A 12,857-nucleotide genomic window follows, 5' to 3' on the forward strand; every position below is an offset into this window, starting at 1 on the left:
GCTTCCGTATTGTTGTCCTTCATTGCTTTTTCCAAAGCGGCAAGCGACATGTGCTCGTCAGACAGCGGAATATAGATTTCCGTACTTGCAGCCCATAGAACGGCGATACGTTCACAGTTGTTGGCTGCCTTGAATTCACGGATATCCTGGCGGAGCTGTTCAACCATGTCCCAACGGGTAGCGGCCTGTTTGATGTGCGTGCCGTTCAGACGTTTTGCCCAGTTATGGTCGAATGCGGCCGGCATCGGTTTGATTGCCTCCAATTCGTCTTTTACGCCGTTCAGGTCTTTTTCTTTCAAGACTTCTGCGTATAGGGCCGCTTCGTATGCATTATCAGGGAAAATATCCCATCCGCCGAAAACGATGTCATTCAGGTCGGTCAGAGGAACAATATCTTTGATCGCTTTTTCTTCTCCGTTTTCTAAACGCATTGTAGCTAACTGTGAGATTGAGCCGATAGGTTTAGCCAATCCTTTACGTGCAGCCAACGTACCTGTAATCATAGTAGTCGCAACTGCACCGCCTACCCCAACAACCAGAATACCAAGTTTTCCTTTGGCTTCTTTAACTTCGATTTTTTCCATGTCAAATTAAGTTCAAAATGATTGGGGCAAAATTAGGTTTTCTGGTTGAGACATAAAAGGCTATATGCTGGCTTAATTGGTCAGAAATACTATAAAATAGGCCTTTTTTACATATTATTGTATTGAAGCCTCTTTTTCAAACTTTTTATGGTTATTAAGGATGTTCTTAGGGAAAAGTCTTTTCTATGTGTTTTTTTTGAATTGTTATGAATTAAATCTTGGTTTCATGGTGCAATATCCATTTTTAATGCTTTTCTTTGTACCCGACAAGCAAAACTGTTTGTGTAGTTCTTTATCTCCGACTTAATATTCATTGCAGAATATGATTTAGCAGACATTGATCTTTCCTAAAAGTTTTATTGTTTCAATTTTTTATTAATTATTTTATATCATTTTTTGTATGAATATTTACATTGGTAACCTGAACTATCGGGTTAGAGAATCAGACTTACAACAGGTTTTGGAAGAGTACGGTACGGTTGAATCAGTTAAATTGATCATTGACCGCGATACTCGTCGTTCTAAAGGCTTTGCTTTTGCAGAACTTCCTAACGAAAACGAAGCAAGAAACGCTATCGAAGAATTAAACGGCGCTGAATACGAAGGTCGCCAGATGGTTGTAAAAGAAGCAACACCGAGACGCTAATAAATAATAGCATCAAAGTATACGAACGGGGATATGGACAAGATTTTGTATCCCCGTTCTTCGTTTATTCCTTTTTAATTGTTACGTTTGTACTTAAATTTGTAATAGATGAAAAGTCTTTTAAATATTTCTTGTTTGCGCATTAGTTTGTGTCTCCTGTTCTGTTTGGCGGGTACTTCATTTATCTACACACTTTATGCCCAGATTCCGGACCGCGTTTTCAAGACGGATTTCCGGATAGATCCGGAAAAGAAAGGGGAACTTTCGGTCGAATTTGATAATCTGAGTTTCTTTAAGGATGATGAGTATACCGGTTCGTTTATGAAAGGCTATACATTGCCGGGACTTTGGTTGCAGGCAAAGGCTGTCTATTATCCGTTGGAAATGCTGAAACTCGAAGCAGGTGTTCATTTGCAACGTTTTTGGGGGGCGAATCGCTATCCGAATATGGCTTATCAGGATATTGCGCATTGGAAAGGTGATCAGTATCAGAAAGGTTTTCATGCACTTCCTTGGTTCCGGGCGCAGGTGGCCTTGTCTGATCATGTGAATATCGTGCTGGGCGATTTGTATGGGGTGGCCAATCATAATCTGATAGAGCCATTGTACAATCCGGAATTGAATATGGTCGCCGATCCGGAGATGGGATTGCAATTGTTGTATAATTCCCGCCGGTTCGATTTGGATGTGTGGGTGAATTGGGAAAGTTTTATCTTCAGGGAAGATATCCATCAGGAGGCTTTTACGGTTGGTTTGTCTACCCGTTTCAAGTTTAACGATCCGGATTCGCGTTTTCATTTTTATGCTCCTTTGCAAGCTTTGGCCCAGCACAGAGGAGGAGAGATCGATACGATCCTGACCAATTCTGTCCAGACATTGATGAACGGTGCTGTCGGAGTTGGGGGAGTGTGGAACACGGGGCATAAGATATTCAAGAGTGTAAATGTGGAACTGGATGCTGCCGGCTATTATCAGCAGGCCGGTAAGTTGTGGCCTTTCGATAACGGCTATGGTGTGTATGCACGTGCATCTGCCGATATTTACGATTTCCGTGTGAAGACTTCCTATTGGAGGTGCCATCAGTTTATTTCCATGTTCGGCAGTCCGTTTTATGGAGCTGTCTCGACATCCGATGAAGGTCTTACCTTCGATGATCCTTCTTGTGTTTACTTTGGCTTAGAGTATTCGCGTGAATTGGCAAAAGGTTTTTCGCTTGGCATTGATTTGGATATCTATGAGCATTTGCCTGTCGTGTTTCGCGGTACGGAGCAGAATGGCTATAAATCATTTGCCAAAACCAGTTTCTCTGCCGGGATTTATCTGAGGGTAACCCCGTCTTTCCTGATAAAGAAATTCTAGTAGTTAACAGTTATTCTGTTTTCTGTTCGGGCGGAACAGGGTGAAAAGCAGGGCTGCAATGATAACCCAATTCGTGACAATCATTGTCGTGAACAGGTCGATTAGCTGCGGTAGCTGCTTTCTTGTGCAGTCGGATAATTCGTTCAGAGAACCGCTGAAGTTTCCATATAATCCCCAAATCATAATCGCTTGTATTATGAGTAAGGCGATAGCCAATCCGGCACAGATATATTTTGTGAAATTATTCATGTTTTTAAAGTATTATCTACAAAAGTATAAAAAATACCATTGTCTTGCATTTTATTAAAGGAGAATGTCTGTAAACAAGCAAAGTTTGTAAAAATATTATTATTTTTGTGGGTGAAATGTTAATTGAATGGTCTTAAATCGCTGGTAGTATGTTCGATATTTCTTTATTGTATGAACTGAAGAAAGGGAATAGAGAAGCCTTTAATGGTGTTTTCCGTTACTATTATCCCCGGATAATGGCTTATACTGCTTCTATGGTTGAGCAAAAAGCAGCGGAGGATATTGTTCAGGATGTTTTTCTGTATGTTTGGGAAAACCGTGAAAAGCTATATGTCAGTGATGGTTTCCATTCTTATCTTTTTCAATCCGCTTATACTCGTTGTCTGGACTATTTCAAGAAAAACCTCTCGATTGAAAAATACCATTCTCATACTTACGAGAAGTATTTGGAAGATTATCAAAATCTATTGAAAGGTGATGATTCTGTTATAGAGGAGCTTTCCGTTAAGGATTTTTATCGCCATTTGTATGAATTACTGGAGCACCTGCCAGCGCAGCGTCGTGAAGTTTTCATCCTTACTTATATAAAAGGGCTGACGGCTAAAGAAGTTGCGGAGCAGACCCAGATGCCGCAACGCACGGTGGAGAGTCATTTGTATTTGGCGCTCCGGTTTTTAAAGGGACATATGTCCAGAAATGATTATTATATGCTTTGTGCCGTTTTTCTTTCGCATGGCACATACGCTTGATAAATTAAGATGAACGAAAAAATCATTTTGGCTCAGTAGTTTTTCGTTGTTGGTCGTTTTGCCTAATATAACAAGGTGAAAATGGAGTTTAATTACGCACTTTTAGTAAAATATTTGATTGGCAGCCTTTCCTCGGAAGAAATGGAGGAAGTGATGAGGTGGCGTGATTTGTCGGCTGAGAATGAAACTGTTTTTTCTGAAGTGTTACGTTTGCGTCTTTCGTGGAATACAGCAAAGTATGCGGATAACGAGCGGATAGATATGGCTTTGAAAAAGGTAAATGTCCGGATTAACCGGGCAAGGCGTTACCGGATTGCCCGGTCTTTGTTGAAATATGCAGCTGTTATCTTGCTGCTTGTTTCGTTTTCAGCTGTCGGATGGAATTATTTTAAGCCGGAAACTTATATGACTATCGCTTTAGGAGATAGTGAAGGCGTAAAAAAAGTAACGCTGGATGATGGTTCGGTAGTTTGGTTAAGGGGAAATTCCGTATTGAAAATACCGCAGTCATTCAGTGCCGTCAACCGGACGGTCTCCTTGCAAGGAGAAGCATTCTTTGACATCGCAAAGAATGCTAATTCACTATTTATCGTTGCTACCGATTATGTGAAAGTAGAGGTACATGGAACTTCTTTTCATGTTAATGTTAACGCTGGAAATAAGTCTGTAGAAACCGTTTTAGTAAGAGGGCGTATCAGCTTGCATGCCTTGAACGGAAAGAAAATCTTAGAAATGAATCCGGGAGAACGTGTTGCCTATTCCTGGGATGAAAATACCTGTTTTACGGATCATGTCGATGTGAATGTCTGTGCTGTATGGCGGTTTAACCAACTGGTTTTTGAGAATACTACACTTCGTGAAATCGCCAATCAATTATCAATCAAATATAATGTAAATGTAAACATCGAGTCGTCGAGGCTGGCTCAACGCAGGTTTCGTTGCGTGATCAATGAAGACGAGCGCTTGCCGGATGTTTTGGAGCAGCTTTGCTATTTGGCGCCGATTACCTATCGAATTGAGAGTTCCGAAATTTATATATCTGAAAAACAAACAAAAAAATGAATGTCTATGGGAAATTGAAATGTAATCTGAGGTAAACAGTTCCGTAATATCGGGGATATTCCTTTGCAGCGGTTAATTAAAAAAATGCTGTCCGGTATGGGAAGTGTTATTGGCGGGTACGGGTGTATCCGGTAAAAAGTTAACTGTTTTTTATAGTACTAACAAAAACGAATCACATGGTATGAATAAAAAAGTATCTATTGCGACATTATCAGCATTTTTAGTCGCAACATCGCCTGCGATGGCGGTAAATGAAGCGAATACTTTGTATGTGAATCTGGAATTGTCTTTGAACAGGACAACTGTAGGTATGATCATACAAAGTATCAGCGAGCAAACGGGCTATGAATTTTCTTATGATGAATCTATTTTAAGTAAAGAAATTTCAAAAGTATCCGTCCGTGTAAAAAATGAACACATCGAAAGTGTTTTAAAGAAAGTCTTTAAGAATACGGATATTTCTTATCGGATAGTCGATAATCGGATTTTCCTACAAGATAACGCAAAGACAGAAAATGTGTCTTTTGCAAGTGTTCAACAAGTCAAGAGAACGATCAGAGGTACGGTTGTCGATAATACCGGTCTTCCTGTTATCGGGGCAAATGTCATAGTGAAAGGAAGTGCTGGTGTTGGTACGGTGACAAATGTCGACGGTGATTTTACATTGGAGGGAATTGAAGACGGTGCGACATTGATGATTTCCTATATTGGTTATGTAGATCAGGAGGTTGCCGTAGCGAAAGGAAAAAACGATTATAAAATCACAATTCACGAAGATACACAGAGTTTGGATGAGGTGGTTGTTGTCGGTTATGGAACACAAACGAAAGTAAACCTGACAGGAGCGGTAAGCACAATTGGTAAAGATGAATTGATCAACCGGCCGGTGACGAATGTATCTTCTGCTCTCCAGGGATTGACTCCGGGGGTTACGATAACATCTGGAACAGGGCAGCCTGGTAGTGACGGGTCAACTATACGTGTTCGTGGAGTCGGAACCTTGAACAATGCTAACCCTTATATTCTGGTGGATGGGATAGAAACTGGAACTTTCGATTCGATCGATCCTAATGATATCGAATCGATTTCGGTTTTGAAAGATGCCGCTTCGGCCGCTATTTATGGTTCTAAAGCTGCCAATGGGGTAATCTTGGTTACGACCAAGCGAGGGAAAGCCGGAAAAGCAACAGTCTCTTATAATGGTAATGTTAGTTTTTCGAATGTATCGACTTTGATTGATCGCTTAAGTTCTTATGATTATGCCCGTCTTTATAATCAGTTATTGACACAGGATGGGGCGTCTCCTCGTTTTACAGACGAAGATCTCCGTTTATTTCAGGATGGAACGGATCCTTATGGGCATCCGAATACAGTTTGGACAGACTATATTTATCGGACCGGTTTTATGCATAAACATAGCCTCAATGTCAGTGGTGGGTCGGAAGATGTGAAATATATGGCTTCTGCAGGTTTCTTAGGGCAGGAAGGCACATTGAGGAATTCGGATCGTCAACAATTTAATTTGCGAACGAATCTGGATATCAAATTGTCGGATAAATTAACCATGAGGACTAACATGGCTTTTATTCATAACGACTATTCCGAACCGAATGCGTCTTATGGAGGCGGTTCTACTCAATTGATACGTCAAGCAGACCGTATAGCTCCTTGGATTCCGTATAAGAAGGAAGATGGTTCTTACGGTTCGATCTCAGATGGAAATCCTGCCGCTTGGGTCGATATTAATAGTCGGAAATATCATTTGTTGCAAAATTTCTCTGGAATACTGGCCTTTGACTATCATATTATAGATGGGCTGACATTCACATTACAAGGTGCTTATGTAACGAATATAAAGGAAACAAAAGATTATCGTAAGGAATGTTGGTATGACGATGTGAATTATCATGGACCTGATCAATTGGGTGAAACGATTTCGAGATGGAGTCGTTATACGTTGGATGCATTGTTGAATTATGACAAGACTTTTAACCAAGATCATCATTTCAAGGCAATGGTTGGTTATAAGATCGAGAAGTATGATTATCGGAATTTATACGCTTTCCGCAAAAGTTTCCCGAATAGTGAAGTGACCGATTTGAACGGTGGCGATTCTTCGACACAAACGAACAGTGGTTATTCCCGTGAACTGGCTTTGTTATCTTATTTCGGACGTCTCAATTATGACTATAAAGGCAAGTATCTTTTGGAAGCCAATTTCCGCGCCGATGCTTCTTCTCGCTTTGCAAAAGGCTATCGTTGGGGATATTTTCCTTCTTTCTCTGCTGGATGGCGCATTTCCGAAGAAGATTTTATGGAAAACACGCATGGCTGGTTGCAGTCACTGAAACTTAGAGGATCTTGGGGGTTGCTCGGAAACCAGGATGCCGTATCGGATGAATATTATCCTTATTTACCTACGTTATATATAGGAAAGAATTTCCCGTTTGGCGGCTCTGTTCATCAAGGTATTACGGTTGTAAGCCATAAGGTGACGACTATTTCCTGGGAAAATTCGACAAACTGGGGAATCGGCTTTGATGCAAATTTCTTGAACGAGTTTATGCTGAGTGTCGAATATTATAATCGTAAGACCTCTGACATCATTATGGATATTCCTGTTTCTGATACGTTTGGTATATCGGGGACGTATCAGGACAATAAAGGCTCTTTACGGAACAGTGGTGTGGAAGCAAGCTTTGCTTGGAATCATTCCTTCAATAAGGATTGGAGAATGGGAATCAATGCGAATTTCTCCTATAATAAGAATGAGTTGTTGGATTTGGCTGGGGTCAATGAGATTATCGATGGCTATATGATTAATCGAATCGGAGAGCCCTATCAATCTTTTTATGTATATGAAGTAGATGGGTTGTTCAAAAGCGACGAGGAGGCTGCCGCTTACGAAAAACAGTATGGCAATCCATGGTCTTTGCCTTTCAAAGGCGGCGATTTTCGGATTAAAGATGCGGATGGAGATGGAAAGTTGACAGATAAAGACCGGGTGGTGAAAGGCACGCAACAGCCTAAAACGACTTTTGGTTTGACACTGAGTGCTGGTTGGAAAAATTTTGACTTGTCGGTATTTATGCAGGGTGTGACTGGAACAAACCGTTATTTCTCAAGAGATGTCGTCGGTTCATTTATCGGGGATACTTCACATCCGAGTACGAATTGGTTGGATGCCTGGACTCCTGAAAATACAAATGCGGAATGGCCGCGTCTGTTCCTAGAGGAAAACTCGATCAGTTCTCCTCAGCGCGTGAATTCATCTTTTTGGTGTATGAACACGAATTACCTGCGTATTAAGAACGTCAATTTCGGTTATACGTTGCCGAAGAGTTGGACGAATAAGTTAGGAATAGCCAATGCAAAGATTTATTATACAGGCGAAAATCTGTTTACATTCGACAGTTTGCCGTTCAATGCAGATCCGGAGTCGCCGTCGGGAAACTTGGATGTTTATCCTATTAGCAGAAGCCATTCATTCGGTATTAATGTAACTTTTTAAATGAATTATATATGAAACTGAAAAATATATTAGGTCTTGCTGTTTGCTTGGTCGGGACAGGTATCTTTACTTCTTGTGATGATTTTTTTGATTTGAATCCGAAAGATCAGTTGACGACAAACACATTCTGGAACACGTCCGAGGATGTCGATGCAGCAGTAACCGCTGCCTACAATTGGTGGGTCAATAACTATGTTGGATCGAAGTTTATCTTCTACGAAGACAGCTATTCGGATATCGGCTTCAATTATACGAATGCTTCTAACATGAGAAACATGGGTAGAGGTAGCGTTTCTCCTACTGCGGCTCCGAATTATTGGAGGCAGTATGAAACGATACGTCGTTGTAATTTCGTAATTGAAAATATCGATTTGGTTCCGGCTTCAGCCATGACAGAAACGGAGAAGAATGATTTTCTGGCGCAAGTACGGGCAATTAGGGGATATAGTCATGCTTATTTGGCAACTTGGTATGGGGATGCTGTTATTATGGATTTTGTACCAGCAACGGCTGACGATGCTAAACTGCCGCGTGAACCGGAAGCAAAGGTGAAGGAGCATGCTATGAACGACTTGATGTGGAGTGCCGAACATATAGCGGAGAAACCGGCAGAAAAAGGACGCATTGCCAAAGGAACGGTCCTCTCGATGATCGCCCGTTTCAATTTGTTGTGGGGCAACTATACGGAGGCATTGGATGCAGCCAATAAAGTAATAGCTCTGAATCAGTATGAATTAGATCCTGATTTTCTGAATATGTTTTCTATGGCCGGACAGAATTCAAAAGAAATTATTTGTACTTATGAACATGTCCAAACGACTTATGCTTATGGTGATGTGATCCGTTTCTATAATAATTCGGATGGTGGCTGGGCTTCTTTTGTGCCGACTCAAAACATGGTTGATATGTTTGAAATGGCAGATGGCAAGTTGATCGATGAAGTTGGTTCCGGTTATGACCCGGTCCATCCGTTTTTCAATCGTGATCCACGATTGAAAAATACGGTTATTTATTCCGGATTGGATTGGGTGGGGCGTAATAATGTACCCCGGGTTTTCAATACGCTCGACAAGACGCTGCCGAACGGCTCTTCGAATAAAGATTATTATACGGCGGCGGATAATGCTTCCCATACCGGTATGTTGTGGGCTAAGTATTTGTATCCCAACCAGGGACAATATTCAGCTGCAATGAATGACGATGCCTTGTGCCCGATTATCTTCCGGTATGCAGAAATATTGTTGACAAAAGCCGAATGTTTGGTCGAACTGAATCAGGATTTGCAGGAAGCTATGAACATCATCGACCGGCTACGTTTGCGCGGAGGTCATATCGCTGTTGACCGTTCTAAATATGATACACAGGCCAAAGTACGTGAACTGGTAAGGAGGGAACGTACGATAGAATTGGCTGGTGAAGGTTTCCGTTTTGAAGATATCGTTCGCTGGGACGAGTATGACCAGAGCGGAGCCAAAACCGGAAAGAAAGTGGCAGAGACTGTTATGCCGGGTGACTTGTATCGTTTGTGTGGTACTGTCGACTATGATGAACCGGATCCGGACCGTCGTGCCGTGATCGATGTGAATGCTTCTCGTGAAGACCGTTTGGTTGAAGTTCGTTATTTTGACAAGAAGCAATTCCATTTGCCTATTATGCAGGCGGAAATGGATGCGAACCCTCAATTGGTTCAGAACGATGGTTATTAATAGATGCAATAAAACTTATTTACAATGAAGTATATTAAAAAATTGATATATGTCCTTTTACTCACAGTTGCCACTCAGGTGGCAACTGCGCAGATAAAGATCCTTTACGGGCCTTATCTGCAGAATGTAAAAGAGAATGAGGCAACTATTGTTTGGGTAGCGGATAAACCGTCTATCGGCTGGGTAGAGTTGGCTCCGAATGACGGAACTCATTATTATGGAGAAGAACGGCCTAAATATTTCGATACGACTAATGGGGTTAAAAATACCTCCTTGCTGCATGCCGTGAAGGTAAAAGCGTTGACTCCCGGAACAACCTATCGTTATCGTATTTATTCTCAGGAAGTGTTGTCGCATGAAGGGATTAATGTCATATACGGACGTGTGGCAGCATCGGATGTATACAGAAAGAATGCTTTGACGTTTACAACGTGCGATCCAAATAAAAAAGAAACCTCTTTTGTCATGATCAATGATATTCACGGACGTGAAAACATCATTACGAAACTGCTGAATAATGCGAACTACAAGGATAAAGACTTGATTATTTTCAATGGGGATATGGTTTCGGAATTTAAGGATGAACAAACAATCTTTAATGGATTCATGAAAGAAAGCATCGATTTGTTCGCTTCGGAGAAACCTATGTATTACGCTCGCGGAAATCATGAAACCCGTGGTGAGTTCGCCACTTCGTTCCAGAAATATTTCTCTCCGAAAGAACCGTTCCTATATTATCTTTTCAGACAAGGACCTGTATGTTTCATAATGTTGGATACGGGGGAAGACAAACCGGATTCCGATATCGAGTACAGCGGTATTACCGATTATGACGGTTATCGTACGGATCAGGTGGAATGGATGAAGGAACTATATAAAAATGAAAATTTCAAGCAGGCTAAATTTAAAGTTGTCATTGCACATATGCCTCCTTCTGCTGACCTCAATATCTGGCATGGACAGAAAGACGTCTTGAAGAAATTCGTACCTATCCTGAATGAACTCGGAGTGGATCTGATGCTATGCGGACATCTCCATCGAAACAAATATGAGGAACCGAGTGCCGGTATCAAATTTCCGGTATTGGTAAATTCAAATAACAGTGTGGTTTCTGTGGAGACTAATGGTGATCAGATGAATCTGGAGGTTCTTGATTTGGATGGTAAAGTCGTTACAAAGAAGTCATATACGGCAAAGTAATCTTCATCATTCAATGCTACACTTCGCATAAGTGCGATTACTCTGACAGAGATCTGGGTAATCGCACTTGTCTCATTTTGCGTAAAAATATAAATAAAAACACACAGAAAACCGACATCTGGCATTTTTGCTCGTATCTCTCTAATAAACATTTAATTAAAGGATGTCGGTTGAACTTTGTAACCGGCATAGAACCGACACCTTTTTATTTCCGGCGGTTTGTCCGGAGTTTCCTCGTTTTCACGGAGCAATTAATACGGAACATGCCGGAAACTAATTCGAAAGTCATAGTAAACTAACTCAAAGCATATAATATATTATTGATATGTAGTACTACCTATTGTCCTTATGTAGTACTACCAATCGACAATAGGTAGTACTACATAAGGACAATAGGTAGTAACTGCTAACGGCTACTTTACTATATGTTTTCATTTAGTTCTTCGGGTGATTTGACTTAGTTTGCGACAGGAAACGAGTTAGTTTGTCCGGTTGCCTGAGATTGAAACTTTTGTTTTTGTTGTAAGTAGCTAGTTATTAATATTTTATTTTCCTGCTGAATGATTATCCATTAGTTGTATGAAAAAAATGCTTTTTTGCTCCGTATTTTTCTGAAGTTGTTCGTTTAGTATAAGTAATAGGAAATAAAAATGGATTTTGATTATAGACTTTTAGCAAAATATTTGACAGGCATGCTTTCTCCTGAAGAAATGAAACAGGTAGAAGAATGGCGTGAATTATCAATTGATAATGAGGAGGTTTTCTCTGAATTGATGAAACTTCGCGTTTCGTGGAAGTTCACTCAATATAATACGTCTGAGCATATCGAAAAGGCATTGAATGGATTGAATGCCAAGATAAATAGTAGAAGGCGATTTCAAATACTTCGCTCTGTGATGAGATATGCAGCCGTAATCTTGTTATTTGTCTCTTTTTCTTATGTGGGATGGGGCTATCTGAAACCGGACAATTGTGTAACGATCAGGGTGGAACAAGGGGAAGATGTGAAAAAAATCGTGCTTGCGGATGGATCGGCTGTTTGGTTAAAGGAGGGGTCTTCTTTGAGGATACCTGAGGTTTTTGCCGAAAATAACCGAAAGCTCTCCTTGCAAGGAGAAGCATTCTTTGACGTTGCAAAGAATGCTCAGTACCCACTATATGTTTCGACCAATTATGTGAATATTAAGGTTCTTGGAACCGCTTTCAATGTAAAAACAGACGAGAAACACCAAAACGTAGAAACCGTTTTAGCAAGAGGTAAAGTTGCTTTACTCGATAAGCAGTGGAACCCCATTTTAGATATGTCACCGGGAGAAAAGGTGACATATGACAACAATAAGAACGAATATGCCACAGAGGTTGTGGATGTGAATGTATGTACGGCGTGGCGACTGAACCAGTTTGTCTTCGAAAATGTCACGTTGAGGGAAATAGTTAACCAACTCTCCGTAAAATTTAATGTAAACATAAATTTAGAATCAACGAAGCTTGCCCAGCGTAAGTTCCGATGTGTGATCAATGAGGATGAAAGCTTGCCTGACATCTTGAAACTCTTGAAATATTTAGCTCCCATCCAATATCGGATAGAGGGGAAAGAAATCTTTATATATGAATAATAAAAAATGAATGCCTATGATGAAATGACAGATTAGAAAAGTAACACACACAACAAAAGAAAACTATAAACTTAAAAACTTAGTACTAACATTATTGAATCACATGTATGATTAAAAATGCATCAATTGCTACATTAGCAATGTTTTTGTCAGCTGCATCGCCCGCTATGGCGAC

10 protein-coding genes are annotated in these 12,857 nt (G+C 40.6%); 8 read left to right on the plus strand and 2 right to left on the minus strand.

Annotated features, from left to right (window positions below; translation table 11 throughout):
* Positions 1-584 (minus strand): inositol-3-phosphate synthase (locus BHV83_RS09645; protein WP_286757449.1); only part of this gene is annotated, 584 nt, incomplete at its 3' end.
* A gap of 400 nt (positions 585-984) precedes the next feature.
* Between BHV83_RS09645 and rbp the strand changes: the two genes are divergently transcribed.
* Both rbp and lpxZ read left to right on the plus strand, forming a co-directional pair.
* Positions 985-1,230 carry an RNA-binding regulator gene (rbp, locus tag BHV83_RS09650; protein WP_005635197.1) on the plus strand — a complete coding sequence of 82 codons (246 nt, stop codon included), beginning with the start codon at positions 985-987 and terminating at the stop codon, positions 1,228-1,230.
* 108 nt (positions 1,231-1,338) lie between these two features.
* Complete coding sequence (gene lpxZ / locus BHV83_RS09655) at positions 1,339-2,589, plus strand: LpxZ family protein (protein ID WP_122205835.1); 1,251 nt, start codon at positions 1,339-1,341, stop codon at positions 2,587-2,589.
* 3 nt (positions 2,590-2,592) lie between these two features.
* Here lpxZ and BHV83_RS09660 read toward each other — a convergent pair whose 3' ends face one another.
* Positions 2,593-2,838, minus strand: a complete 246-nt coding sequence (locus BHV83_RS09660; RefSeq protein WP_005635193.1) for a hypothetical protein — start codon at positions 2,836-2,838, stop codon at positions 2,593-2,595.
* 149 nt (positions 2,839-2,987) lie between these two features.
* Here BHV83_RS09660 and BHV83_RS09665 point away from each other — a divergent pair, with 149 nt between their 5' ends.
* The 6 genes from BHV83_RS09665 (at position 2,988) to BHV83_RS09690 (ending at position 12,682) form a co-directional block, all read left to right on the plus strand.
* Positions 2,988-3,587, plus strand: a complete 600-nt coding sequence (locus BHV83_RS09665) for an RNA polymerase sigma-70 factor (RefSeq protein WP_005635188.1) — start codon at positions 2,988-2,990, stop codon at positions 3,585-3,587.
* Between the two features lie 81 nt (positions 3,588-3,668).
* Positions 3,669-4,649, plus strand: a complete 981-nt coding sequence (locus BHV83_RS09670) for a FecR family protein (protein WP_211743083.1) — start codon at positions 3,669-3,671, stop codon at positions 4,647-4,649.
* 181 nt (positions 4,650-4,830) lie between these two features.
* On the plus strand, positions 4,831-8,160 hold the full coding sequence (locus BHV83_RS09675) for a TonB-dependent receptor (RefSeq protein ID WP_119215974.1): 3,330 nt from the start codon (positions 4,831-4,833) through the stop codon (positions 8,158-8,160).
* 11 nt (positions 8,161-8,171) lie between these two features.
* Complete coding sequence (locus BHV83_RS09680) at positions 8,172-9,866, plus strand: RagB/SusD family nutrient uptake outer membrane protein (RefSeq protein WP_122205832.1); 1,695 nt, start codon at positions 8,172-8,174, stop codon at positions 9,864-9,866.
* 24 nt (positions 9,867-9,890) lie between these two features.
* Complete coding sequence (locus BHV83_RS09685; RefSeq protein WP_122205831.1) at positions 9,891-11,066, plus strand: purple acid phosphatase family protein; 1,176 nt, start codon at positions 9,891-9,893, stop codon at positions 11,064-11,066.
* Positions 11,067-11,716: 650 nt separating this feature from the next.
* Complete coding sequence (locus BHV83_RS09690; protein ID WP_195286556.1) at positions 11,717-12,682, plus strand: FecR family protein; 966 nt, start codon at positions 11,717-11,719, stop codon at positions 12,680-12,682.
* Positions 12,683-12,857: the final 175 nt, after the last annotated feature.

The organism is Parabacteroides sp. merdae-related_45_40, from assembly GCF_001915675.1.

What these genes read in the sequence shown, in the direction of transcription:
- BHV83_RS09665 (WP_005635188.1), top strand. Translation starts at nt 2,988, where the DNA reads ATGTTCGATATTTCTTTATTGTATGAACTGAAGAAAGGGAATAGAGAA.
- BHV83_RS09660 (WP_005635193.1), bottom strand. Translation starts at nt 2,838, where the DNA reads ATGAATAATTTCACAAAATATATCTGTGCCGGATTGGCTATCGCCTTA.
- lpxZ (WP_122205835.1), top strand. Translation starts at nt 1,339, where the DNA reads ATGAAAAGTCTTTTAAATATTTCTTGTTTGCGCATTAGTTTGTGTCTC.
- BHV83_RS09670 (WP_211743083.1), top strand. Translation starts at nt 3,669, where the DNA reads ATGGAGTTTAATTACGCACTTTTAGTAAAATATTTGATTGGCAGCCTT.
- rbp (WP_005635197.1), top strand. Translation starts at nt 985, where the DNA reads ATGAATATTTACATTGGTAACCTGAACTATCGGGTTAGAGAATCAGAC.
- BHV83_RS09685 (WP_122205831.1), top strand. Translation starts at nt 9,891, where the DNA reads ATGAAGTATATTAAAAAATTGATATATGTCCTTTTACTCACAGTTGCC.
- BHV83_RS09690 (WP_195286556.1), top strand. Translation starts at nt 11,717, where the DNA reads ATGGATTTTGATTATAGACTTTTAGCAAAATATTTGACAGGCATGCTT.
- BHV83_RS09680 (WP_122205832.1), top strand. Translation starts at nt 8,172, where the DNA reads ATGAAACTGAAAAATATATTAGGTCTTGCTGTTTGCTTGGTCGGGACA.
- BHV83_RS09675 (WP_119215974.1), top strand. Translation starts at nt 4,831, where the DNA reads ATGAATAAAAAAGTATCTATTGCGACATTATCAGCATTTTTAGTCGCA.